Origin of the sequence: Vibrio penaeicida (assembly GCF_002933855.1) — a bacterium.
GTDB classification, from domain to species: Bacteria; Pseudomonadota; Gammaproteobacteria; order Enterobacterales; family Vibrionaceae; genus Vibrio; species Vibrio penaeicida_A.
This window is the reverse complement of the sequence record NZ_BFAQ01000011.1, coordinates 102,883-127,921: the sequence shown is the minus strand read 5'-3', so window position 1 is coordinate 127,921 and position 25,039 is coordinate 102,883. Positions and strand designations below refer to the sequence as shown.

The 25,039-nt window shown below is 43.7% G+C and carries 25 protein-coding genes and 1 pseudogene; 10 read left to right on the top strand and 16 right to left on the bottom strand.

The features are described 5' to 3' along the window. Window positions 1–3: 3 nt before the first annotated feature. The 6 genes from VPNCDNU1_RS04120 to VPNCDNU1_RS04095 form a co-directional block, all read right to left on the bottom strand. Complete coding sequence (locus tag VPNCDNU1_RS04120) at window positions 4–1,008, bottom strand: ABC transporter permease (protein WP_104399185.1); 1,005 nt, start codon at window positions 1,006–1,008, stop codon at window positions 4–6. Then, entirely contained in the window at window positions 1,005–2,519 is a 1,515-nt protein-coding gene (locus VPNCDNU1_RS04115) for a sugar ABC transporter ATP-binding protein (RefSeq protein ID WP_104399184.1), read from the bottom strand. The genes VPNCDNU1_RS04120 and VPNCDNU1_RS04115 overlap by 4 nt, the downstream gene beginning before the upstream one ends. A 75-nt stretch (window positions 2,520–2,594) precedes the next feature. Then, window positions 2,595–3,593 (bottom strand): sugar ABC transporter substrate-binding protein, encoded by a 999-nt coding sequence (locus VPNCDNU1_RS04110; protein ID WP_104399183.1) that lies wholly within the window; start codon window positions 3,591–3,593, stop codon window positions 2,595–2,597. A 67-nt stretch (window positions 3,594–3,660) separates the two neighbouring features. Further along, complete coding sequence (locus tag VPNCDNU1_RS04105) at window positions 3,661–4,317, bottom strand: L-fuculose-phosphate aldolase (RefSeq protein WP_237324082.1); 657 nt, start codon at window positions 4,315–4,317, stop codon at window positions 3,661–3,663. A gap of 7 nt (window positions 4,318–4,324) precedes the next feature. Beyond that, complete coding sequence (locus VPNCDNU1_RS04100; protein ID WP_104399182.1) at window positions 4,325–5,113, bottom strand: SDR family NAD(P)-dependent oxidoreductase; 789 nt, start codon at window positions 5,111–5,113, stop codon at window positions 4,325–4,327. Window positions 5,114–5,478: 365 nt separating this feature from the next. Next, window positions 5,479–6,339 carry a GntR family transcriptional regulator gene (locus VPNCDNU1_RS04095; protein WP_104399181.1) on the bottom strand — a complete coding sequence of 287 codons (861 nt, stop codon included), beginning with the start codon at window positions 6,337–6,339 and terminating at the stop codon, window positions 5,479–5,481. 302 nt (window positions 6,340–6,641) lie between these two features. Between VPNCDNU1_RS04095 and asnB the strand changes: the two genes are divergently transcribed. Beyond that, a complete protein-coding gene (gene asnB / locus VPNCDNU1_RS04090) occupies window positions 6,642–8,306 on the top strand; it encodes an asparagine synthase B (RefSeq protein WP_104399180.1) in 1,665 nt (554 codons plus the stop codon). 27 nt (window positions 8,307–8,333) lie between these two features. Here asnB and rfaH read toward each other — a convergent pair whose 3' ends face one another. The 4 genes from rfaH to htpG form a co-directional block, all read right to left on the bottom strand. Further along, window positions 8,334–8,849: a transcription/translation regulatory transformer protein RfaH gene (gene rfaH, locus VPNCDNU1_RS04085; RefSeq protein WP_104399179.1), complete on the bottom strand. Its 516-nt coding sequence runs from the start codon at window positions 8,847–8,849 to the stop codon at window positions 8,334–8,336. Window positions 8,850–9,262: 413 nt separating this feature from the next. Further along, entirely contained in the window at window positions 9,263–10,228 is a 966-nt protein-coding gene (hemH, locus tag VPNCDNU1_RS04080) for a ferrochelatase (protein ID WP_104399178.1), read from the bottom strand. A 234-nt stretch (window positions 10,229–10,462) separates the two neighbouring features. After that, window positions 10,463–11,107: an adenylate kinase gene (gene adk, locus VPNCDNU1_RS04075; RefSeq protein ID WP_101113498.1), complete on the bottom strand. Its 645-nt coding sequence runs from the start codon at window positions 11,105–11,107 to the stop codon at window positions 10,463–10,465. Window positions 11,108–11,387: 280 nt separating this feature from the next. Further along, window positions 11,388–13,292, bottom strand: a complete 1,905-nt coding sequence (gene htpG, locus VPNCDNU1_RS04070) for a molecular chaperone HtpG (RefSeq protein ID WP_104399177.1) — start codon at window positions 13,290–13,292, stop codon at window positions 11,388–11,390. Between the two features lie 270 nt (window positions 13,293–13,562). Between htpG and VPNCDNU1_RS04065 the strand changes: the two genes are divergently transcribed. The 4 genes and pseudogenes from VPNCDNU1_RS04065 (at window position 13,563) to VPNCDNU1_RS04050 (ending at window position 16,069) form a co-directional block, all read left to right on the top strand. Continuing rightward, window positions 13,563–14,429, top strand: a complete 867-nt coding sequence (locus VPNCDNU1_RS04065; RefSeq protein ID WP_104399176.1) for a winged helix-turn-helix domain-containing protein — start codon at window positions 13,563–13,565, stop codon at window positions 14,427–14,429. Continuing rightward, window positions 14,429–14,971, top strand: coding sequence for a regulatory protein ToxS (locus VPNCDNU1_RS04060; RefSeq protein WP_104399175.1), 543 nt, complete (start codon window positions 14,429–14,431; stop codon window positions 14,969–14,971). Before VPNCDNU1_RS04065 ends, VPNCDNU1_RS04060 begins: the two co-directional genes overlap by 1 nt. Before the next feature lie 45 nt (window positions 14,972–15,016). Next, window positions 15,017–15,780 (top strand): annotated as a pseudogene (locus tag VPNCDNU1_RS04055) (sulfite exporter TauE/SafE family protein). 10 nt (window positions 15,781–15,790) lie between these two features. Continuing rightward, the gene (locus VPNCDNU1_RS04050) at window positions 15,791–16,069 is read left to right on the top strand and encodes a SelT/SelW/SelH family protein (RefSeq protein ID WP_104399174.1); all 279 of its coding nucleotides are present in this window, start codon (window positions 15,791–15,793) and stop codon (window positions 16,067–16,069) included. Window positions 16,070–16,084: 15 nt separating this feature from the next. Here the strand turns inward: VPNCDNU1_RS04050 and yfcE are convergent, their stop codons facing one another. From yfcE to VPNCDNU1_RS04020, 5 genes are all read right to left on the bottom strand, one after another. Further along, the gene (yfcE, locus tag VPNCDNU1_RS04045) at window positions 16,085–16,630 is read right to left on the bottom strand and encodes a phosphodiesterase (RefSeq protein ID WP_104399429.1); all 546 of its coding nucleotides are present in this window, start codon (window positions 16,628–16,630) and stop codon (window positions 16,085–16,087) included. A 433-nt stretch (window positions 16,631–17,063) separates the two neighbouring features. Then, on the bottom strand, window positions 17,064–17,471 hold the full coding sequence (locus VPNCDNU1_RS04035; RefSeq protein ID WP_104399172.1) for a CBS domain-containing protein: 408 nt from the start codon (window positions 17,469–17,471) through the stop codon (window positions 17,064–17,066). After that, the gene (locus VPNCDNU1_RS04030; protein WP_104399171.1) at window positions 17,468–17,818 is read right to left on the bottom strand and encodes a P-II family nitrogen regulator; all 351 of its coding nucleotides are present in this window, start codon (window positions 17,816–17,818) and stop codon (window positions 17,468–17,470) included. Before VPNCDNU1_RS04030 ends, VPNCDNU1_RS04035 begins: the two co-directional genes overlap by 4 nt. Then, window positions 17,808–18,602 carry a DUF1538 domain-containing protein gene (locus VPNCDNU1_RS04025; protein ID WP_104399170.1) on the bottom strand — a complete coding sequence of 265 codons (795 nt, stop codon included), beginning with the start codon at window positions 18,600–18,602 and terminating at the stop codon, window positions 17,808–17,810. Before VPNCDNU1_RS04025 ends, VPNCDNU1_RS04030 begins: the two co-directional genes overlap by 11 nt. Continuing rightward, window positions 18,599–19,333 carry a DUF1538 domain-containing protein gene (locus tag VPNCDNU1_RS04020; protein ID WP_104399428.1) on the bottom strand — a complete coding sequence of 245 codons (735 nt, stop codon included), beginning with the start codon at window positions 19,331–19,333 and terminating at the stop codon, window positions 18,599–18,601. Before VPNCDNU1_RS04020 ends, VPNCDNU1_RS04025 begins: the two co-directional genes overlap by 4 nt. Window positions 19,334–19,745: 412 nt before the next feature. Here VPNCDNU1_RS04020 and VPNCDNU1_RS04015 point away from each other — a divergent pair, with 412 nt between their 5' ends. The 5 genes from VPNCDNU1_RS04015 (at window position 19,746) to VPNCDNU1_RS03990 (ending at window position 24,584) form a co-directional block, all read left to right on the top strand. Continuing rightward, window positions 19,746–20,660: a TIGR01777 family oxidoreductase gene (locus VPNCDNU1_RS04015; RefSeq protein ID WP_104399169.1), complete on the top strand. Its 915-nt coding sequence runs from the start codon at window positions 19,746–19,748 to the stop codon at window positions 20,658–20,660. A 276-nt stretch (window positions 20,661–20,936) separates the two neighbouring features. After that, entirely contained in the window at window positions 20,937–21,764 is an 828-nt protein-coding gene (locus VPNCDNU1_RS04010) for an SDR family oxidoreductase (RefSeq protein ID WP_104399168.1), read from the top strand. Window positions 21,765–22,114: 350 nt separating this feature from the next. Then, window positions 22,115–22,969, top strand: coding sequence for a co-chaperone YbbN (locus VPNCDNU1_RS04000; protein WP_104399167.1), 855 nt, complete (start codon window positions 22,115–22,117; stop codon window positions 22,967–22,969). 243 nt (window positions 22,970–23,212) lie between these two features. Then, window positions 23,213–24,130, top strand: a complete 918-nt coding sequence (locus VPNCDNU1_RS03995; protein WP_104399166.1) for an SPFH domain-containing protein — start codon at window positions 23,213–23,215, stop codon at window positions 24,128–24,130. A gap of 1 nt (window position 24,131) precedes the next feature. Beyond that, window positions 24,132–24,584 carry an NfeD family protein gene (locus tag VPNCDNU1_RS03990; protein WP_104399165.1) on the top strand — a complete coding sequence of 151 codons (453 nt, stop codon included), beginning with the start codon at window positions 24,132–24,134 and terminating at the stop codon, window positions 24,582–24,584. A 53-nt stretch (window positions 24,585–24,637) separates the two neighbouring features. Here VPNCDNU1_RS03990 and cueR read toward each other — a convergent pair whose 3' ends face one another. Then, window positions 24,638–25,033: a Cu(I)-responsive transcriptional regulator gene (gene cueR / locus VPNCDNU1_RS03985; protein ID WP_104399164.1), complete on the bottom strand. Its 396-nt coding sequence runs from the start codon at window positions 25,031–25,033 to the stop codon at window positions 24,638–24,640. Window positions 25,034–25,039 lie beyond the last annotated feature (6 nt).

The window sequence follows — 25,039 nt, the reverse complement described above, 5'->3', positions numbered from 1 at the left end:
TCCTCAAGATTTTTTGGCGAATGAAGTAAAGGCAACCACAATCAAAATCAGTGCGCCCTGAACACCGCTTACCCAGTAGGAGGAAATACCCAACAACTGAAACCCATTTGAAAGTGACCCAATAAACAGAGCGGCAATTAATGTTCCTCCGATTGTTGGTACAAACCGCCTGGAGAATACCGCGCCTAACAGTGCAGCTGCCAATACAGGAAGGAGTAATAGGTTGGTGCCCGGCGTTGAAGCACTGAGGCGAGCCACAATCAAAATAGAAGTTACACTCGCTGCAAAACCAGAGAAAAGATAGCTGCCATAGATGTACCGCCCAGTGTTAATACCCGCGGCTTTTGCAGCTTCAATGTTGCCTCCAACGGCATACATTCGAAGCCCTAAAGGACTAAAGTGCATGACAGCAGAAATCAACACAGCCCCGACAATAAGGCACCATGACAAACTGCTGATACCGAGAAAGCTGCCAAAGGTGAGAAGATCCAGCAGTGGCGACTCTGCACCGACGACGCTGTTTTGAGTAACCACCAGCTCTAGACCAGCGGCTATATTCATGACAGCCAACGTACTGAGCAAAGGCAAAATTTTTAGAGTAACCACTGCAAAACCATTAAGCAGCCCGACAAGTAACCCAATTGCTATTGTCAGAGGTATCGCCTGAATATCGGTATAGCCATTTTTTAGCATAACGGCGTATACGGCTGAGCAAAGACCTGCATTAGCAGCAACAGAAAGATCGATTCCTCCTTTTTGTACATCGGTACCCGTCGAGACAAATACAACCGTCATGGCAAACGCAAGAAAGCCGAGAATGGCAGACTGCTCAACAATGTTTTGAAGGTTATAAGCAGACGTGAACCCCCGAGCTGAAAGAGCGAAGTAGATCATAATCCCTAGCAACGCGACAAAGGCACCCAGGCGTATCGCGAGCTTTTGAACTGAGAATACTTTTTGTGGTGCGGTCTGAGCCTTTATTTGAGAAACGGTGGTACTGCTGCTCATGCATGACTCCTTTCACTGTTGGTTAGCTGCCCTGATGCCGCGGCAAGCAATTCCTCGGCGTTGATTTCTCCCTTGCGATATTCAGCGATCATCTCTCCTTTGTAGATAACCAAAATTCGGTCGCACATCTGGGTGACTTCTTCAAAGTCAGAGGAAACAAACAAAATTGATTTCCCCTCTCCTGCCAATCGGTTAATCAAATTGTATATTTCGACTTTTGAGCCAACATCAACCGCTACAGTAGGCTCATCGAGCAGATAAACCCGGCTGTCTCTCGAAAGCCACTTGGCCACCACAACTTTCTGTTGGTTGCCTCCTGATAAATCCCTCACCGGGGTCTGGCTGCTGGGAGTTTTGATATCCAGTTCAGAAATCAACTGGTTAACAGCATTTAGCTCAGCGGCTCGATTGACCAATCCGTTTGTACTGAAATTACTGACCGATGCCAGAGAGATGTTTTCACTAAGAGGCAAACTGACGGCAACCCCGTGGGCACGCCGATCTTCTGGAAGCATCGCTATGCCTTTCTCCACGGCGTTAACCGGGCTGGAAAAATGCTGCTTTTGACCGTCTAAACGAATTTCCCCATTGTCGGGAGACTGCAAACCAAAGAGTGTCTGAAGCAGTTCTTTATCACCAGAACCAAGAAGACCAGCAATTGCAACTACCTCCCCAGCGTGTACGTTAAAAGAGATGTCATGATAGTGATCTTTGAGGGACAGGTTTTCGACTTCCAATACTGACTGCCCCAGTGTTACATCACGGGGAGGATACATTTCGGAGGTATCGCGATTGGTCATCATTTCGACTATTTTTTCAATCCCCACCTCTTTAGGTGTTACTTCCCCAACATTCTCACCATTACGCAATATGGTAACTGAGTCGCAAATCTCCATGATTTCAGACATATAGTGAGAAATGAAAATAATGGTAATCCCGTCATTTTTCAGGCGACGAAGCACCTTGAACAGGCTGTCGACTTCTTTGGTGACCAAAGCAGCAGTAGGCTCATCCAATACCAGAATCTTGGCTCTTTGCGCCAGAGAACGGGTGATTTGAACAATTTTTTGCTGAGCTGTAGAGAGGTCTGAAATTAAAGTGGATGGTTCAAGGTTCAGATCGAAATATTGTTTCAGCAACAAGCCAGCATCAGCATTCATCTTTCTATGATTGATAAAAGGACCAAACCTGGGCTCGTTTCGAAGAAAGATGGCTTCTGCGACTGTCGAGGTGTTAACCAGCAAACGATCCTGATGAATAAAGTGAACACCCACTTCTTCAATCAGCTTTGGATTTATGGCTGCTAACCTTTGACCTTCAACGATGATGTCTCCTTCATCTCGTTTGTACATACCGGCCAGAATCTTTATTACGGTGGACTTCCCTGCTCCATTTTGCCCCACTAAGCCATGAATTGTGCCCTTGGCTATTTTCATAGACACATCACTGAGCGCCTTGACTGGACCGAATGTCTTAGAAACCCCATTCATTTCTATTGCGATAGAGCTCATATTGTTCTCCCGAATCACCAATCAGAAACATACCACTGCCTTAGGAGCAGCTAGTATGTTTCTGATCAGTCTGGCTTACTGCGCAGATTCCTGTTCCTTTTTCGCCTTCAAGAATTTTTCTGCCGTGACGTCAGCATTAAGCTTGTTGATTAATACTGCTGGCACCATAGTGAAGGATGGTACTTCCTTACCATTCAGATAGGCAGCCACCGTACGAGCAGCCTGACGACCAATTTCATAAGGTTGCTGAGCGACCACTGCTCCAGCTGCAGAATCAGGGTTTGCGACCATCTCAATAAACTCAGGGCTGCCATCAACACCGTAGGTGCGAATGCCTTTTCGTTTTGCCGCTTCAATCGCCTGAGTGGCCCCTATCATTGGCACATCCCAACATGCCACGACAGACTTAAGCCCGGAGTCAGGACCATATTTGGTCAACATGTCTGTCATATCAGAATAGGCTTGCTGAACCGTGTTAGGGATAACATCGCGGAGCTCGGGAGAAATGATCTCGATATCGGGGAAGGATTGGAAAACATATTTGATCTGATCGATGCGGATTTTACAAACCGGAACCGAGGCAAACCCGTTAAAGATGATCACTTTGCCTTTGGCTTTCATGTCGGTAACCATCTGCAAAGCCAGATTTGCACCGATATTGTAGTTGTTAGATGAAGTGTTGTTGATTGAATGCGCGCTAACAGTATCCACCGTGAACAGAGGAATACCTGCTTTGCGTACTCGTTTCATCCAGGGATCAAGAACATCAATATTCCCTAGCTGTTCTATAATCGCGTCTGGTCGCTGTGCAATTAAGGTTTGAATCTGACTGACCTGAGTCTGATCATTTCGACCGGCATCCAGAGCAATGACTTCGGCTCCAAGAGCTTCTAATTCATCGACCTGCCCCTGATAGGCTTTCAGATCCCAATCGTGGTCAGTCCCAATTACCGTGACACCTACCGTTTTCCCCTTAAGGGGAAACGCTTCCTTGGCCACACCCAGTGTACTGGCAGACATTGCTGCAACTAGGATAGTGGCGCTTATCATAGTGCTGATTTTATCTGTTAGCATTTTAATCATCCTAATCAATGCTCATGTATGCTGAAAACCATTTTGGTTTCAGCCCGTTAAACCATCCTCAATCGCCATGCCCGTAATTGGTCATTCGATTGATGACGTTTTGAATTTCTTCCTTTGAAAGTAGCGGCGGCTCACCCATAGGTAAGCAACCTAAGTACTGTTTAGCCAGTGCTTCCACTTCAATCGCCAGCCACATCGCTTTATCCAGAGATTGCGCAGTAGCAATCATTCCGTGATGAGCCAACAGGCAGGCTTTACGCCTTTCCAGAGCTTTAAGTGCATTGTTTGAAAGCGCTTTTACTCCGAACGTTGCATATTCTGCGCAGCGAATATCGTGTCCACCCGCTACCGCTACCATGTAATGAATGGGTGGAATATCGCGATTCATAATCGACAGTGTTGTACAAGCTGTCGGATGAGCGTGGACTATCGCGTTCACATCCTTCTTTTGTCTCATAATATCGATGTGAAACCGCCACTCTGTGGAAGGGACACGGTCCCCTTCTATCACGCCATCAAACCCCATCCATACGATGTCCTCTGCACTCATTTCGTCGTAGGGTAACGACGATGGAGTGATCAGAATCCCATCCTGAAACCGGACTGAGATATTGCCTGATGTCCCTTGATTCAGCCCATTTGAATTCATGGAAATACACGCATCGATAATCGACTGGCGCAAAGCCTGCTCATTTTTCGCAATCATATTGGTCATTTTCTACTTATAAACATGTGTACCCACCATCGATAGCAACGATGGCTCCTGTCATATAACTCGATACATCGGACGCGAGAAACAAAATCAGAGCCGCCACCTCAGACGGTGTCCCGCACCTCCTCATGGGTGTCATTTCTATCCATTTATTGAAAAGCTCTGGGCGTGAACGCATCTCAAGCGTCATTTCCGTTGCGATGTATCCGGGTGCCAGCGCGTTTACGCGGATCCCCTTCTGAGCCCATTCCACAGCAAGTGCTTTGGTTAGCTGGTGAACCCCTCCTTTAGAAGCCATATAGCTGGATGCAAACTGAGGGGTATTGATGATATTGCCGGACATAGAGCCCATATTGACAATCGCACCGCTTTGGCGCTTTAACATGTGTGTGGCAAAAGCGCGGCAAGCCCAGAATGTCCCATTCATGTTGACGTCCATTACCCGCTTCCAATTGCACTCAGCAATCTCATCAGCTTCATGAAGCTCAGCAATACCAGCGGAATTCACCAAAACGTCAACCTGACCAAATTCATCTGCCACTGCCTCAGCAGCAAAAACCACCGCTTGTTCATCAGTAACATCTAGTGCCTGAATAAAAATGCTCCGTTCTGATGAGATGTAGCCCATTGAGGTCAAAGCAGATCGCGCACGTTTCAGAGCCTCGGCATTTAAGTCGAGCAGTGCTATATCTGCGCCGCATGAAGCAAAAGCTTTTGCGGCTTCAAGACCAATTCCACTCCCTGCTCCGACAATGGCAACGACCTTTCCTGAAAAATCAAACGCTCTTTGGTAGTCCATCCGTGACCTCAAATGTAAATATTGAGTTAACCAAAAGATCTTTTCTGGTTAATTTTTAACCACTATAAGTGACAAATTTAAAACTTGTCAATCTGGTAAGTACCAGAAATAGAAAAAATCTGAGTATGATCAGAAATAAGATATTTTTGTGATCTTGATCGTTTGGATAAATACAGAAATGGTGAAATGGATATCACATGAAGGGAGTTGCGTTAGAGCATGCCATTTATGAAAGAGGTTAAGTTATAAAATAAAATCAATAAGATAGGTAAAAAATCGGATTTAAAAGCTATACAAGGTGTTGAAAGCGAAAGAGCAGGTCTATTGAATTGGCTCAGATCTACCTATCGCTAAGCAGAGGTAGATCAAAGGTGTACATTGCTGGTCGCAACGTGAATTCTGGCGATAGCAGAATTGTAGTAGGCACGGTAAAACTCCAAAGGCATGTCACTGGAATCATAAGCTATCGATTCGATGGCAATTACAGGTTGTCCATGCTCAACCCTTAGTTTTTTGCAGATGTCTTCGCTTGGTATGACAGCGTTAAGCCAGCGCTCTGCCCGACGTGATACCAACCCATATCTTTCTTTAAGCAATTGGAAAATGGACTGGTCTTCAATATCGATACTTTCAAAGCCTGGCACTTTGTGAGACGGCAGAGAAATGATGGTATGGGTAATCGGGGTATCTTCGAAACTGTATATGCGCTCGATTCTCACGACCTTGCCATCTTTGGGAAGATTAAACACTTTCAATTCAGCTTCATCAGCATTCACTTTTCTGAACTCAAAAGTTTGTGACGTGACCTTATAGCCTCTGGCTTCCAAATCGGAATGCACTGACATGTTGGAAGTAAGGAAATCTGTTTCCATTTTAGGTGGAGCGACAAAAATCCCCGTCCGGGCAACTTTATTCAATAACCCTTCTGAAGACAGGCTGCCCAAAGCAGAGCGTATGACGGAGCGGGATACTCCAAGTATTTCACACATTGTCTGTTCTGATGGAAGACGGGTATTTACGGGAAGTTCCTGACGGTGAATGCTGTCTGCAAGAGCATTTTTAACAGCAAGCCACAAGGGTACGGAAGATTTGCGGTTTGGGAGTAATCCCGCAGCAATCTGATTTAACACTGTAATTGCCTGACTGTTGTTAGCGTCATTCTTTGGTCTTCCCCGACCACGGCTGCCAACGGAAGCAGATTTGTCCTGTTTGTTTACATTACTCATTGACGGCAGTAACTCTCTTGTTTGCGCTAACTTCCTTAAAATTACCCTATCACGCTTTTTCAAGATCCAATAATACCAACCACTCGGTTCTTAAACTTACAAAGAGTTATCTCCCTACTTTTCAAAATCTGTCCAAAAAACCATCGAATATAAAACTTCATTCACTTTTATAGGCATTAAAATAGAAAATATTTAACAAGACCACTCAAGAGTAAATTATTTTATTCCTAGGAGTTGCAATTTGTAATGATAGTGGCAAATTAAGTGGAAAAGATTAAAACGGATTTACTTGAGGTAATGGTATGTGTTCAGTATTTGGTATCTTAGACATAAAAAGTGATGCGGCAGCGTTAAGACCTGTCGCTTTGGAAATGTCTAAAAAGCTTCGTCACCGCGGTCCAGATTGGTCCGGTATATATTCTTCAGAGCGTGCAATCTTAGCTCATGAAAGGCTCGCTATTGTTGGGTTAAATAGTGGTGCGCAACCTTTATATAGCCAAGACAAAAAACACATCCTTGCCGTCAACGGCGAAATTTATAATCACAAAGAGCTTCGAGCGAGATACGAAGACAAGTTCGATTTTCAAACAGATTCCGATTGTGAAGTTATCTTAGCTCTATACCAAGAACTAGGTGCTGATCTGCTGGAAGAACTAAACGGTATTTTTGCATTCGTTCTTTATGATGAAGAAAAAGACACTTACTTAATTGGTCGTGATCATATCGGTATCATCCCGCTTTATCAGGGCTATGATGAACATGGAAACTACTACGTCGCATCAGAAATGAAGGCTTTGGTTCCAGTTTGTAAGACCATTAGTGAATTCCCTCCGGGTTGTTACTACGGCAGCGGCGATGCTGAACCTCAGCGTTACTACACTCGTGACTGGAACGAATACGCGGCAGTACAAGGTAACTCCACCAGCAAAGAAGAACTAACTCAAGCACTGGAAGATGCGGTTAAACGCCAGTTAATGACCGATGTTCCTTATGGTGTGCTTCTGTCTGGTGGTCTGGACTCTTCAATTACTTCTGCGGTTGCTAAGCGATTTGCAGCAATGCGAATTGAAGACGATGAAAAATCTGAAGCTTGGTGGCCTCAACTTCACTCATTTGCAGTGGGTCTAGAGGGTGCACCAGACTTAAAAGCGGCACGTGAGGTGGCGGACAAGATCGGGACTGTTCACCACGAAATGACTTACACCGTTCAGGAAGGTCTGGACGCTATCCGTGATGTGATTTATCACATTGAAACCTACGATGTCACAACCATTCGCGCGTCGACTCCTATGTTCCTGATGGGTCGTAAGATCAAAGCCATGGGCATCAAGATGGTACTTTCTGGTGAAGGTGCGGATGAAATCTTCGGTGGTTACTTGTATTTCCACAAAGCACCTAACGCCAAAGAATTCCATGAAGAAACGGTACGAAAGCTATTGGCACTTAACATGTTTGACTGTGCTCGTGCTAACAAATCACTTGCGGCATGGGGTGTGGAAGGTCGTGTACCATTCCTAGACAAAGAATTTATCGATGTCGCCATGCGATTAAACCCAGAAGACAAAATGTGTGGCAACGGAAAAATGGAGAAACACATTCTACGTGAGTGCTTCGAACATTACCTACCAGACTCCATCGCTTGGCGTCAAAAAGAACAATTCTCTGACGGTGTGGGCTACGGCTGGATAGATTCATTGAAAGAAGTAGCGGAAGCAAAGGTCACTGATCAGCAAATGGAAACGGCAGCTTACCGCTTTCCTTACAACACCCCAGCAACAAAAGAAGGGTATGTGTACCGAGAAATTTTCGAAGAGCTGTTCCCATTAGAATCAGCAGCACAATGTGTACCTGGTGGCCCTTCGGTAGCGTGTTCATCAGCCAAAGCCATTGAGTGGGATGAATCATTCCAAAACTGTATCGACCCTTCAGGTCGTGCGGTACAAGCCGTTCACAACGACGCATACTAAGCTCATTGTATGAGTGAAATAAAGGCGCTATTCAGCGCCTTTATTTTCTTCCCAATTTAGTGATTCATTTTCGACGCTCACTTTAACGGGTCTATTGATCATCTCTACCAATAGAAACGAGCGCTTGTCGCCATCAGGTTCTTCATAAATGGCTGTAATGCCCGCAAATTGTCCTTCTTCAATTTTAACTTTCTGACCTTTCTCGCGCTCTGGTAACTTAATGCAATGGTCATCATGCTTTTCTAAAAGGCGCAACTCGTAGATCAAGTCACCTTCCAAATCATATGGCAATGCACCGCGGCGTATAAAGTCGACTACTCCGCGAGTTGATCGAACGGTCGTAAAACTCGGTCCGGCTTGATAGTCAAACCGAATGAATACATAACAAGGAAACAAAGGCTCTTTTACTGTCTGTTTCTTGTTTCGAAGTACTTTTTCAACTTCGATTTCGGGAAAGTAACACTCGATTCCCTGATTTTCGAGGTGAAGCTTAGCTCGCGCTTGTTCACCTCGTTTGCAATATAAGAGATACCAACGTTTCATTAAAATAACCAAACTGTCTAAACTATTTCTCAGCAAACATGCTTAAGTAGAGAAACAGATTATTAATTATCAGTAGGTTAACCATTTATTTTGATCAACCTTTTTCATAATGATCAGACTAACTTCTACAGGTGTGTTACAAATTAAAGCCTGTAAGACCATAAACCATTAGAGCTGAAAGGCTTCTGTTTTTCGAAGCTAGAGGTAAATAATACCACTTTCATTTATCAGTCTAAATGCAATATTGAAAACAAAAATTACAGTATTTGGTAGTTCTATTCAGAATGATTGAAGGTTTGTTTTATCTGTAAACAAGAGATTGAGAGGAGTTGAACTGCAAGTAGACACGCAATTCTTAGCGTTGATTGTTTAAAGGCTGCCTTGAAGACAGCCTTATGTACATTTTTTACAAGTTAACGAATATAAGGCTTAAGAACGGCGTTCATCATGTCTATATGGCTAGAACTGGCATTTAGACAAGGGATATATTGGTAGCCCTCCCCTCCTGCTTCCATAAAAATCTCTCTGTTTTCCTCAGCAATTTCTTCAAGTGTTTCAAGGCAATCAACTGAAAATGCAGGCGTAATAATTTGGAGATTTTTAATTCCCCGTGAAGGCAGTGCCTCCATGGTTTCATCAGTATAAGGTTGCAACCATTCCTCGCGCCCAAATCGAGACTGATAAGTCATCCCCATCTGCGTATCTGTAAGCCCTAGTTCTTGAGCCAAAAGCCGAGTGGTTTCTTCACAGTGCTGAGGGTATATGTCGCCATTATCAGCATAGCGTTTCGGTATACCGTGGTAAGAACAAAGCAAATAATCAGACTGCCCGTGCTCTTGCCAATGGGCACGTACACTATTGGCTAGCGCTTTTATGTACATCGGGTGGTTATGATAATCACGAATGATTGTATAGCCTGGAATTTCAGGCAAATTCTTAAAGGCTTTCGACAAACCATCAGACACGGCGGCCGTAGTCGTTGATGAGTACTGTGGGAACAGTGGCAACACAATAATTTCCCTACAACCTTGAGCCATTAAGCGCTCAACCCCATCTTGCAAACTTGGGTTGCCATAGGTCATTCCAAGTTCTACAGGCATATTAATGGAGGATCTTAGCGACTCAACCTGGAGCTTTGAGTACACCATTAATGGTGAACCTACATCCATCCACACCGACTGATAGAGCTTCGCAACCTTTGGAGAACGGATTGGTAAGATAACTCCGTGTAATATTGGACACCATAACCAACGAGTTAAGTCGACTACACGCTTATCCATCAAAAATTGGGCTAGAAATCGTTTTACAGCAGGCGCTGTCGGCTCATCAGGTGTACCTAAGTTTGCCAACAAAATGCCTTGTTTGGGCATGTTTTCCATATTTTTCCAATTGCTGGTTGAAAATTATATTCGAGAAACCTGACACTCAAGTCTCTTGGATATAGTTAAGCCAATCCATGATGTTAAGTTTAGAGATATACGAACCTCAAGGCGAGTTGGATTAATCCTTTTCACTTAAAAACTTGGCTTATCACTGATTTTTGGAAATCAAAACAAAAAAAAGCGGTCATCATGACCGCTTTAACTCTATCAAAACACTGAAAATTGCGTCGATTAAGAGAGCGCTTTTTCGATGTCTGAGCTTACTTCAGATACTTGTTTAGTTCCGTCAAATTTCAGGTACTTAGTATCACCCGCTTCAGCGGCTTTTCCATAGTATTGAATAAGCGGAGCAGTTTGCTCATGGTAAACACCTAGGCGCGCTCGTACCGTTTCTTCTTTGTCGTCATCACGAACAACCAAGTCTTCACCTGTGATGTCATCTTTGCCTTCAACTTTAGGCGGGTTGTACACCACGTGGTAAGTACGACCAGATGCTAGGTGAGCACGACGACCAGACATACGCTCAACAATAACGCTGTCTGCGACATCAAATTCGATAACATAATCTACATCCACGCTCATTTCTTTCAAGCCATCAGCTTGAGGAATTGTGCGAGGGAAGCCGTCCAGAAGGAAGCCTTTTTCACAGTCACTTTCTGCAATACGTTCCTTGATTAGACCAAGAATAATATCGTCAGAAACAAGCTGACCTGCATCGATCACTGCTTTCGCTTGTTTACCAAGCTCAGTGCCCGCTTTGATAGCCGCACGTAGCATGTCACCAGTAGAAATTTGTGGAATACCATATTTTTCCATGATGAATTGAGCTTGCGTGCCTTTACCTGCACCTGGAGCACCTAGAAGAATGATGCGCATGTTGGATCCTCTTAATATTTTTAATTTATACCGAAGCTCACAGCTTGAACGGTAAGTTTCGGTATAACTGCTTTACGAGGCGTTAGACCTCAATGAAATCGGGCGTGAATATACCATACATAAACAGATATTTTCGACCCTTGCCTATCTGGCTACTCAAAAAGTGACCAAAATCTAATTACCAAAGTTGAATTTAAAGCGTCATATTCGACTTAGGTAATAAACCCCGCTCAGAAGCGGGGCTTAAATACAGTGTTACTCAGTGATGGCGTTTCGACTATTACACCTTAGTCAAAAGCTGGTTCACAGCACCTACATATTGCGTCGGGTCTTCTAAAGCGCCACGCTCAGCAAGCATAGCCTGCCCTAGTAATACTTCCACCCAGCGTCCAAATAGCTCTTCGTCGGCTTCATCCGCCATACGCTTAACCATATCGTGCTCAGGGTTCAGTTCAAATATGTACTTCACTTCAGGGACAGCCTGACCCGCCGCTTCTAGCAACTTCGCCATTTGCGTGCCCATCTCGAAATCATCCGTTACCACAACCGCTGGCGTAGACGCTAATTTGAAAGTAGTACGAACTTCTTTCACACGATCACCAAGGTATGTTTGAGTACGCTCTACAACAGACTTAAACTCTTCTTCCGTCTCTTTCTGCTTCTCTTTCTCTTCTTCGTCTTCAAACTTGCTTAGATCTAAGCCTGCTTTAGTAATTGACTGGAATTGCTTACCGTCAAACTCCGTTAGGTAGTTCATTAGCCACTCGTCGATGCGATCAAACATCAGGATGACTTCAATACCTTTCGCTTTAAACTGCTCTAGGTGTGGGCTATTTTTCGCCGCAGCATAGCTGTCTGCTGTTAGGTAGAAAATCTTATCCTGACCTTCTTTCATGCGTTCAACGTAAGAAGACAGCGATACTGTTTGATCAGAATTATCGACTTCAGATGAGGCAAAACGCATCAAGCCAGCGATTTTCTCTTTGTTAGAAAAATCTTCAGCAGGACCTTCTTTCAGTACCAAACCAAATTCTTTCCAGAAAGACAAATATTGTTCTTCGTCTTTCTTCGCCATTTTTTCTAGTAGACCCAAGACACGTTTAGTACATGCGCTACGCAAAGATTGAGTCACTTTATTGTCTTGCAGGATTTCACGCGATACGTTCAATGGAAGATCGTTGGAATCAATCAAACCACGAACGAAACGCAGATAACTTGGCATGAACTGCTCGGCATCATCCATAATGAAAACGCGTTGAACGTACAACTTAAGGCCGCTCTTATGGTCGCGATTCATCATATCCCACGGAGCTTTAGCTGGAATGTACAGCAGGCTTGTGTAGTCGTTTTTACCTTCAACCTTGTTGTGGCTCCACGTTAGTGGATCAGCAAAGTCGTTGGCAACATGCTTATAGAATTCGTTGTATTCTTCGTCTGTAATATCAGATTTGCTGCGGGTCCACAAAGCTTGTGCTTTGTTGATTTGTTCCCATTTGGTTTCTTCTGTTTCTTTTCCTTCTTCGTCTTTAACGTGAGTTAGAATAGAAACAGGAATACCAATGTGATCAGAGTATTTGCTGATCACATCGCGGAGACGGTATTCAGAAAGGAATTCTTTACCTTCGTCACGCATGTGAAGCACGATGTCTGTACCACGTGATTCTTTAGTAATGCTTTCGATGGTGTATTCACCTTCGCCAGCAGAATGCCATTGTACGGCATCATCATTTGAATGACCCGCTGCACGAGTACGAACGGTAACAGCATCAGCAACAATGAACGCGGAATAGAAACCGACACCGAACTGACCAATCAGTTGAGAATCTTTACTTTGGTCATCAGACAGCTTTGAAAAGAAATCAGCGGTACCTGATTTAGCAATAGTACCTAGGTGCTCAATGACGTCATCTCGGGTCATACCGATACCGTTGTCAGAGATAGTTAAGGTATTTGCGTCCGCATCGAAAGACAGCTTAACACCTAATTCAGTATCACCCTGGTATAGTTCAGCGTTTGATAGCGCTTGAAAGCGCAGTTTATCAGCAGCATCCGAAGCATTAGAAATCAGCTCTCGTAAGAAGATTTCTTTATTCGAATATAGAGAATGAATCATCAAATGAAGTAATTGTTTTACTTCAGATTGAAAGCCTCGAGTTTCTTTATTGTGTGTCGTTGTCTCGCTCATCTTCACTCCAAAACTAGACATTTAGATAAGTAGAATTGAAAACCAGGAACTTTCTTTATGCTTGGTTTTCAAACTAATTCCAAGAATGCTAGATAGATGTGGTTGGTAAATGTAAATTCAAGGTCAAAACAGATAAAAACAGTGTTTTTTTGATCATTTTTGATTACTCTATGGTGCGTAAAAATTCTCAAAGAAGATAAAGTGTGATAAAAATCACACTCGCATTCCTTCTGGTTCACAGAACCTTAACTAAGATTAAGCGCTTCAATAATGACTAATATCGGTACTAAATTCATTCTCGCTCAACGGTTTGTATTTGATCCAAACAGCAATTCGCTGGTAGACCAACATAGCGACAATGAAGTTATTCGTCTGGGAAGTAATGAAAGCCGTATTTTACTGATGCTATCGGAAAGACCAAACGAGGTTATTACCCGTCAACAGTTACACGAATATGTATGGCAAGACCAAGGATTTCAGGTCGATGACTCGAGTCTCACTCAAGCAATCTCCACGTTAAGAAAGATGCTGAAGGACTCCACTAAATCACCTCAATTTGTAAAAACAGTGCCAAAAAGAGGCTACCAACTGATTTCATCCGTAGAGCGAAGTGCACCTTCAGCAAGTGGTGATGAAGTTTCAGAACCGACTGACGTGGCAGCTCCTCAACTGGAGCAACCAGAAAACCCCGATACAGAAACGGTTACACCAATAGAAATCCGTGATGAAAATGAAAACACGGCACCTACTTCTTCTGATTCACAGATCACAACGAAGAAACCAAGTAAACTCCTTTGGATTTCTGCTTTCTTGGCAATCCTAATTCCAGTGCTGACTTTTTTTGGCACTCAGGAAAAGCCATCAACGTTTGTGACCATCTCAGAAGTGAGTGGTATCCCTGTAAAAATACCAGAAAACCACCCTAGTATGGCTCAATCCTTACCCAACATTGAACGGTGTATTGAGCACTACGCCATGAGGCACGAAGGGGAATTATCACCAGTTCAGGTGATAGCGACTGGTGGTCAAAACGGTCAAATCATTTTGAACTATATTCACTCGATTAATTATTCTAGCGAAAACGTCACATTGCGTATTTTTTCTACTAAACCAGATTTTGCTCAGGTGTGTAACTAATGAATATATCTAAAAATCTGAAAATCGCGATTGTCATGGTAATTGTGTCTGCGCTAACCAGTATTTGGATTTACACGCAATTCGGCGCCAAGGTAGAAAACGTGCTCACATCTCGTGAGTGGCAGTCGCGTATGGTCACGCGTTTGTTTATTGAGTCAGATACTGAGAAAGACAAAGTCATAGGGCCTTTACGTAAAGCGACCATTGATTCCAACGTAAAATACTTGCCAAATGGGACCTACCTACGTGTATCAAGAATTAACTTGTACACTGGAACCCATGAAAAACAAACCTCTTCCACTATCAATGTCTCGGAAAATGGCTCATGGGAGCTGAGTGATAACTACCTACTGATCGAACCGAATGAGTTTAAAGATATCTCTTCAAACCAAGGTGAAGATTTTACAAATAAGCAACTCAAAGTCATCACGCAAATCTTCAAGATGGACGCGCAGCAGAGCCGACGAGTTGAAATTATTAACGCGAAAGCCCTGTTGATGACCAGCTTAGATCATGGTTCCACGGTTTTATATTCTCACTAACTTTCAAAGGGAGGCATGGAATGTCTCCCTTTTCTTAATATGGCTATGGACTGGATACAAACCGCTTACCTATTTGTTGGCTCGCTAACCGCCAGCACTCTCTCTTCTATTGCTGGCGGTGGTGCTGGCTTGCTTCAGTTCCCACTTCTTATTTTCCTTGGATTAAGCTTCCAAACCGCATTAGCGACACATAAAATTGCCACCGTAGCCATGGGGTTAGGTGCCGCATTTTCTCACCTCAAAGCGAGGCAGTTTGATTTAAAACTGGCCAGCTATCTTGTCGTTACGGCTGCTTCGGAGTGGTTGTTGGAGCGCATGTGGTGGTTATGCTGCCGGGTAAAGCAGGAGAGCTTCTGTTAGGCATCATCATTTTCTCTCTTGGTATCTATTCGCGTGTTAAGAAAAATATGGGAAAAGAAGAGATTCCCACTCACAGAGATCACCGTGGATGGATAATTGGCGGCTTCGCGCTTTTTCTGCTCGGCATATTTAATGGATCGTTGACGGCAGGCTCTGGTTTGGTTGTTACCTTGTTTCTCGTTCGATGGTTTGGATTCAGCTACAAACAAGCTGTCGCTCTTACATTGGTTTGCGTTGGTTTATTTTGGAATGGAATTGGGGCGATCGCCATCGTTCAAGTTGGCGTAGCCCCCCACTGGGCATGGGTGCCTATTTTATTACTGAGTTCTTTTTTAGGCGGATGGCTCGGTGCCATTGCAACGCAGCGGCTTCCTAATTCGGTCATCAAGTTAGCCTTCGAAATCCTGACCATTTTGGTCAGCCTGAAACTCATTTATTCAGCGCTTTAAGGAGCGACTCATGAAAAAAGCCATTATAGATATATACTACTGCCGACAGTGTAATTGGATGTTACGTTCCACATGGCTAAGTCAGGAACTATTGCATACGTTCAGCGAAGAAATCGAAACGGTTTCTCTGCACCCTGATACTGGTGGGCGCTTCGAAATTCATTGTAATGGGAACGTGATTTGGGAAAGGAAGCAAGATGGCGGCTTCCCAGAAGCAAAGGTGCTCAAACAGAAGGTTCGCGATGTTATTGACCCAGAAAGAGATCTGGGTCATTCAGACTCAAAGTAACCCGTAGGATGCAACCTACACTTTACATTGAGCGATTTGCTCTCCATCAAAGGTGAGCACAGATAACACTCCGCTATCATAAAGCCCATAACTGGCTTTGAATCCATCCCGAGGGAAAGTGGCACTACCTGGATTAAACACGACTATCCCTTGATCTAATTCAGCAATGGGGAGGTGGGTATGCCCATGGCAAAGAATGTCACCTTCTCTCAATGGTGGCCGCTTTTTGGTATTGAATAAATGCCCATGCGTCAAAAACAGTCGCTTGCCACTTTCTAGCAGCACCCACGAATAATCCATCATCATTGGGAAAGAGAGCAGCATTTGGTCCACCTCACTGTCGCAGTTTCCTCTAACGGCAATGATGTGCTGCGCGTAATCGTTTAGCTTTCTCGCCACTTCAGGTGGATTATAGCCTTCTGGAATTGGATTTCTTGGACCGTGGTTTAGCGTATCACCCAACAAAATGAAATGGTCCGCGCCTGATTTCAAATACGCATCAATAACTTTATTGGTCGCATGTTCACAACCATGTATGTCCGAGGCAAAAAATAGCTTCATAGCTTTATCACTTAACTGCTTTCCCATTTAACAGGTTACTCATTAGTTAGCTTTCCCATTTAAATATTGAGTTTAGGCACGCTCTAAACCCACAAATAGTGAGGGGATTCTATACCTAATTAAGCCTATTTTGCTAGGAACATATTGTGACCCAGTTACCTTGGTATTTAGGGTCTGTTGATCTTTCGAGATGATTTTTGCAGCAATTTGTGGGGTATTTATACAAGGCAGAGCTCATTCGGTGTAGTCGCTCTACATCAATGAGTGATAACGCAGTAGAAATAAGCCACAAATGCTGCCCAAAGGGTTCGCTTCTATGCCTTTTACTCTTTGTTGCAAGGTATTTGCTTAGAATGACTAGGCTACACACCTTGCGTCGCGATTAAAAGGCATAGAACTCGAACAAAATTTAACCACGAAAGATCAACAGACCCTAGCTAGATAGCTTTGACATACCATTGATGACGATGTTGTTATAGCTAACCATACCGATTACCTTCCCTGCTTCCACCACGGGGGCTCGGCTAATGCCAAAGCGTTCGAACAACCTAGCGCAGTATTTCACGTTCATTGTTGGTTTCACCGACAGGGCTGGCTTGGTCATAATTTCATATATATTGGTACGCTCTGGCGAGCGATTTTGCGCCAAAACACGTTTAGCGATATCGTTCATCAACACAATGCCGTATTCATCGTCTTCATATCGTTTATCCACCAGCAACGCTTTTACTTCGTGCTCTTTTGCCAAATGAATCGCTTCCTGAACTGTCGTCAAACCATCCACAATGACATAAGAGTTCGACATTACCTCTCTAACTTGAATCATCACCTGCATACTCATAGCTTTTCCTCTACCACACGGGTTAAGGTTTCAACTTGGTGCGCGACCCCAACCGCATCTTCAACATCAATTTGCACCGCAATCCCCTGCCCCGATGCTTCATCAAACTCACCCACTTCACTGATTTTTTCTAATATATGGCGAGACAAATGTTCTTCAACAACAAATAAGAGGACATCTTTTTGAACCTCTAATGTTAGCCCAAGGAAAGTGCGTTTCTTATTAACGCCTTCTCCCCTTGCGTGATTAATTACCGTTGCTCCAGTAGCACCCGCTCCGCGAGCAGCATCAAGAACCACATCTGTTTTGCTTTCTTCGACAAAAGCAATAATGAGTTTAAAGCGCATTTTCTTTCTCCTTAGACGAAGCACGCTGATTCAGCCACTGGGTAAGTTGTGCATACCCCATAACTGAAATAATCGGAAATAGGCTGGCAAAAGCAATCAAACCAAAGCCATCAATTACTGGATTTCGTCCTGGCACAGTTGAAGCAAGTCCTAGCCCCAACGCCGTAACCAAGGGAACCGTAACGGTCGATGTGGTCACACCGCCAGAGTCGTATGCCAGTGGCACTATCAGCTTTGGTGCAAAAAAGGTTTGGATAACCACCACGATATACCCAGAAATGATGTAGTAATGGATTGGATCGCCTACCACAATTCGATAGCTGCCCAGTGATATGCCTACCGCGACACCCAGTGCAACGGCAATTCGTAATCCATTGACACTAATGGATCCGCCAGATACCTGATTTGCTTTAATTGCAACGGCAATCAAGGATGGCTCTGCAACCGTGGTGCTGAAACCAATAAAAAACGCAAATAAGTACACCCAGTAGTAATCTATCCACTCTAGAGACTGGCCAATAGACACTTTAAATTCTTGCAAAAATTGGGGCTCGGTAAGTTGGCTTGCCATGGTTTCCCCTAGTGGGAATAATGCCAGTTCAAGCCCAATCAAAAAGAGCGAAAGTCCGATCAACACATAAACAAACCCCAAGATGACTTTCGTCAAATTAGCTATAGGCTTTCGAAGCACGGCAAATTGAAAGCCAAAGATAATCGAGGCAATGGGAATAACATCAGTCACAGTGCTAACAAAGGTATCAACAAACAGAGACACACTGATCATGACAGCACCATCCCATAGATCATGACGAACATCATTGGGAGTAAAGAAGCAAAAGCAATCAGACCAAATCCATCTATCATGGGGTTGCGGCCTTTAATCGCAGAGGCCAAACCGACGCCAAGCGCTGTTACTAGCGGTACAGTAATCGTCGATGTGGTCACCCCTCCAGAATCATAAGCGATGCCAATAATGGTATCTGGAGCAAACCCCGTGAGAATAACGATGCCGATGTAGCCACCGATAATCATAATGTGAATAGGCCACCCTTTTAAGATGCGGATCACCCCAATAACAATGGCCACACCAACAGAAAGTGCGACCGTTAACCGAAGACCATCTGCGTAGCTTTCCATCGCCTCTTCAGTATGCTCAATCACTCCACCTTCAGCCGCAACTTCCGATGCTTCTTGTGCGACTGCAGTAAGCGCGGGCTCTGCAATGGTCGTCCCGAATCCTAAACTAAAGGCAAAAATGAGCAGCCAAACTACACTTCCTTTACGAGCAAAAGCCTGAGCCATAGACTCGCCGATTGGAAAAAGCCCCATTTCTAGACCAAAAATAAAGAAAGTGAGCCCCAAGACCACAAGCAGTAAGCCAAACAAGATGGACAACAAATTAGGAAGAGGTTCTTGGAGGACAACCAGTTGAAAAAATCCGATCACCAAAATAATTGGCATCAGATCCCGTAAACTCGATAACATGGACTTAGCAAGCGCAAAAATGGCAGCCATCACACCCCCTGTGTAAACGTAAGTCGCAAGCAGTGCACCCATAAGAACAGATGTTATATATTCTGTGGTTACTCAAAACTCATCTTTATAGTCACATTCTGTAAAACGAACCTAATTACATAGATAAAGCTCTAGTCGATATCTGTTTCTTTAACATGGATGTAAACCAAGACATTCAAAATGACTTGGACATATACAGCATGGCACATAAATATGTAAGAAAATGTGACACTGCTGGAGTGATGAAATTTAAGAAGGAATTATTTGTGAGATGTGTTGTCCACGTAATGCTCAATTATCCGAATTGCCCAAGCTTTATGCGATCACGGCTCTTGATTCTCAAACGCCACTTTGATCTATCTTAGCGACCAACGTCTATAATGAAGAACGGAAGAAGACAATGAGGAAGAACATGAAAGTGTTGTTGACCGGAGGAACCGGTTTTATTGGAAAGGAACTCGTAAAGCACTTAGCTGGTCATCAGCTCGTCGTTCTTACTCGAAATATTGAAAAGGCTAGAGAAGTACTCACCCATGCCGACTTTGGCAATATCGAATACATCGCTGATTTCGATTCGTTCTCCGATCTCAATGATTTCGATGCTGTGATCAATCTTGCTGGCGAGCCCATCGCAGATAAGCGCTGGTCAGACACTCAAAAGCAGAAGATATGTGATAGTCGCTGGGACATAACCAAACAAGTGGTTTCACTTGTTCACGCAAGTACCCAGCCGCCCTCTGTTTTTATTAGTGGCTCTGCTGTCGGCTACTATGGAGATCAACAGTCTCATCCATTCGATGAAAACCTCCATGTTCACCAAGAGCAGTTTGCTCACCAAGTGTGTTCAAAATGGGAAACTATCGCCAAAAGAGCCGAGTCTGACAGAACGAGAGTTTGCCTGCTCAGAACAGGTATCGTGCTTGGTACCAACGGCGGGGCGCTCGAAAAAATGATCCTTCCTTACAGAATGGGGCTAGGTGGACCAATAGGCAGCGGAAAACAGTATATGCCATGGATCCACCTCCAAGACATGGTACGAGCCATCATGTATTTACTCGAAACAGACTATGCGCATGGCGTATTTAATCTGTGTGCGCCTCACCCTGTTCAAAATCAACTTTTCAGCAAAACCCTAGCTAAGGTCTTGAATCGACCTCACATCTTATTCACCCCTAAATGGGTTATTCAACTCGCACTGGGCGAGGCTTCATCTTTGCTGTTTGATAGTATTCGAGCTAAACCTAAGCACTTAACGGAACTTGGTTTTATATTTACCTACTCTCGCCTTGAGCCAGCACTCAAAAATATTTTGCAACACCAAGATTAGGGTCTGCTGACCATTTATGGTTACTATACCCAAGTAACCTCAAGATGCTAGGTTCAGCGAGAGTTAACTGGCTTTCAGGCAAGGCATCGATTTGAAGATCTAGTGGTTCTAAATCAAGAATCGATAACGCAGTATGAAAGCCAGTTAAACTAGCCCTTGGGAGCTCATATTCTGCTCTAACTCAAAGGAAAGATGGCATATAGCGATGAGCTCTTTCCAATTCTTTAACAAAGAAATGGAACAAAATCCTAACCTCAAACCCCACAAGGAAACTTAATGAAAGCCTCCGTTCTTATTACTGGTTGTTCTACTGGCATCGGCTACGTTTGTGCTCACGCACTGCACAAAGAAGGCTACAAGGTTATTGCTTCATGTCGCCGCCAGGATGATGTAGAAAGACTTCGCTCAGAAGGTCTCATGTGTGTCCAATTGGATGTAAGCGCGCAAGACAGCATTACCAGTGGCCTTTCAGAAGCGCTGCAACTCACAGAAGGTAAAATTGACGTCCTTTTTAATAACGGTGCATACGGTCAAGCTGGCGCGCTGGAGGATCTTCCTACTGAAGCACTTCGAGAGCAATTTGAAACCAACGTTTTTGGTTGGCATGAACTGGTGAAACAAGTATTGCCAATCATGCGTAAACAGGGAGCTGGGCGAATTATCCAAAACAGTTCTGTACTCGGGTTTGCAGCAATGAAATATCGGGGAGCCTATAATGCTTCAAAATTTGCCCTAGAAGGCTGGACAGACACCCTCCGATTGGAACTGAAAGGTTCGGGGATTCATATCTCTTTGATTGAACCCGGCCCGATCGAGACTCAATTTAGAGCTAATGCCCTTAAGCATTTTAAACAATGGATTCCTGTAGAATCGAGTCTCCATAAAGCAGAATACGAGTTGCAACTTCAACGCTTAGCAAATGACAAATCGGGCAATGCATTTACCTTACCCGCAGAATCCATTATTGCACCACTTATTCATGCGATAGAGTCAACTAAGCCCAAGATTCGCTATCGAGTAACCACACCAACCAAAGTATTTGCCATCCTAAAACGTATTCTCTCGACTCGTTTATTGGATAGAATCCTTTCAAAAGCGGCATAGCTTACAGTTAAATCTTTTCAAAACAATTAACTAGCACCATGTACTCTTTTGAGCCTGTTATCTCCACTCATTAATTTCAATAGTGTCATTAAACGTTAATAATTCTTCTCTAGTATTAATACTGAAGAAGATTCTGCTTTACCCGTCTCTCCTAGCAATACCTGTTGAGGAAACAATGACACTAAACCAGCTGAACTGGCTGAGCATAGGTGTAGTGCTTCTTATTTTAATACTGTGACTTACTCCTTTGCTTGCTTATTACCCAAGTGCCACATCATGTGGCATTTCCTCTTGATTTCTCGCCTAATTACCCTTACCTAATAGGGAGTGCCCACAATTAAGGAAAGACCATGTCGTCTGATTACATCGTTGAATTGAATGAGCAGAATTTTCGCCAGATACTCGAAGGTTCAGCTCAATCACCTGTACTAATACATTTTTGGGCTCCGATGAGCCAAGAAAGTGCGCAAATCATTCCTGATCTGCAAACTTTAGCTAACCAATACCAAGGTGCATTTACTCTTGCTTTATTGAACTGTGAACAAGAGCAAATGATTGCGGGTCAATTTGGCGTACAGGCTTTGCCAACGATCGCCCTATTTGTAAACGGTCAACCAGTTGATGGATTAGGCGGTCCTCAAACGATTGAGCAAATTAAAGAAATGCTCGCAAAACATTTACCTAGTCAAGACGAACTTGCGCTCAAAGCCATTCAAGAAAAGATTCAAGCACAGCAGTATTCTGAAGCATTAGCTGATATCTCGACTTTAGAAGAGGAATTCAAACAACGTGGTGATGTTAAATTGGTCACTGCAGATTGTTTGTTAGAAACCAATCAATTTGAGTCAGCCGAACAGCTTTTATCAACAATCCCATTGGAATATCAAGATAACTACTATAAAAGCCTAGTTGCTAAACTGGATCTGCAAAAACAAGCGGCTGACAGCCCAGAAATTCAGGCGTTAGAGCAACAATTTCAACAATCACCAAACGATCCTCAACTAGCAAATGACCTAGGTTTACAATACCACCAAGTTGGTCGAGATGAAGAAGCGTTAGAGCTACTTTGGTCATTCCTGTCAAAAGACTTGAATGCACTTAATGGTGACCTAAAGAAATCCTTTATGGATATATTGGCAGCACTTGGGCAAGGGCATGCATTCGCCGGTCAATATAGACGAAAGCTTTATTCATTATTGTACTAAGTGATTTAAGCTAAGTAGTTCTAAAACTCACTGGCAGCAAGGCTTGCAAGGAACTATCGGTACTTGATGCGCTGCCTTTAAATTTTTCTCCCTTTTAGTTTATATACCCAGTAACCTCAGGATGCTTGGGTATATTTGTGTGCTAAATGCAGCGCAAAAATCAAACTCGTTTCATAAATTAAGTTTCAGATTAATTCGGTTCACTGTATTCTGGTTTATCCAATATATATTAAGGATATAGTCATGGAACTCGATATTCTCATCACCGTTGGCGTGCTTATTTTTGTCGCCATAATCTTTATCGTAGCTGGTGTAAAAACCGTTCCTCAAGGCAATAACTGGACTGTAGAGCGCTTTGGTCGCTACACCCAATCCCTTAAACCAGGTTTAAACCTTATTATCCCATTTATCGATTCCGTCGGACACCGCGTAAACATGATGGAACGTGTGCTGGATATTCCCGCGCAAGAAGTGATTTCAAAAGACAATGCCAACGTGACCATTGATGCCGTCTGTTTCGTACAAGTAGTGGACGCCCCAAAGGCCGCTTATGAAGTGAATGACCTAGAACACGCGATTCGAAACTTAACACTCACGAATATTCGAACTGTTTTAGGCTCGCTAGAATTAGATGAAATGCTAAGCCAACGAGACATGATAAACACTCGATTACTTTCTATCGTGGATGAAGCAACCAATCCATGGGGAGTAAAAGTGACTCGTATTGAAATCAAAGATGTTCAGCCACCGGCCGACCTTACCGCCGCAATGAATGCTCAAATGAAAGCCGAACGTAATAAACGTGCTGAAGTACTTGAAGCCGAAGGGGTTCGACAAGCTGAAATTTTGCGTGCAGAAGGTCAAAAGCAGGCTGAAATTCTAAAAGCTGAAGGTGATAAGCAAGCAGCAATTCTTCAAGCAGAGGCAAGAGAACGCGCAGCTGAAGCTGAAGCAAAGGCCACAGAAATGGTTTCAACCGCCATCGCACAAGGCGACATGCAAGCCGTAAACTACTTTATCGCCCAAGGTTACACTGAAGCCATTAAGTCCATCGGTCAGGCTGAAAATGGAAAGATCATTATGCTGCCACTAGAAGCAACAGGCTTAATGGGATCTGTGGCAGGTATTGCAGAAATGTTCAAAGACTCGAAAGAGAAATAATATGATAGAAATCCTTAACCAGATGAACCACTGGCACTGGATTGCTCTAGGTTTGGTGCTGTTATGTGGAGAATTACTTGGCACAGCAGGCTACCTGCTGTGGATTGGTATATCAGCCATCTTAGTGGGGCTCGTGAAACTGCTTATTCCAATCAGCTGGGAACTTCAATGGGTATGTTTCGCTGTTTTCTCACTCGTAACCACTTGGCTTTGGTGGCGCTACCAACACAAAAAAGACGTCTTAGATGAAGAAGAGACGAACTTAAATCAACGAGACAAACAGCTTGTAGGTCAAATAACTCGTCTAGAAGAAGACATAGAAGCAGGACGCTGTCGCATCCGAATGGGTGATACCACTTGGTCTGCAATGAGTGAGCGCTCTCTTAGTGCAGGCACCACTGTTAAAGTCACCGCCGTTGACGGAATAGTCCTTACTATTGAAGCTGTAGAGTAACACACTGCTGTAAATTGGCGTTCACAATGAAATAGGTTTGTCTGGTGGCAAACCTATTTTTTATGCCCACACAAATTATCAATAATCGGACACTCTTTTCCTTCATCCCCTGGACACTCAGACATCCAACTTTCTAATTGATTCTTCATCAAATTCAACTCTGCGATTTTGGTTTCTATTTCAACGAGTTTATCCCGTGTTTTCGCTTTCACTTCCGCGCTTGTTCGCGACGGATTGAACGCAAGTTCCAGTAAACTCTTGCATTCATCCAAGCTGAATCCAGCCGATCTTGCTCGCGCAACCAGTTGCAACTCTTCTATGTGTTTTTCGGAATAAGTGCGGTAACCATTAGCACTGCGTATGGCTTGAGAAGTGATGCCTTTCGATTCGTAAAACCGAATAGATTTAGGGGTGAGATCTGTGAGTTTAGATACTTGGCTGATATTCATATTAAC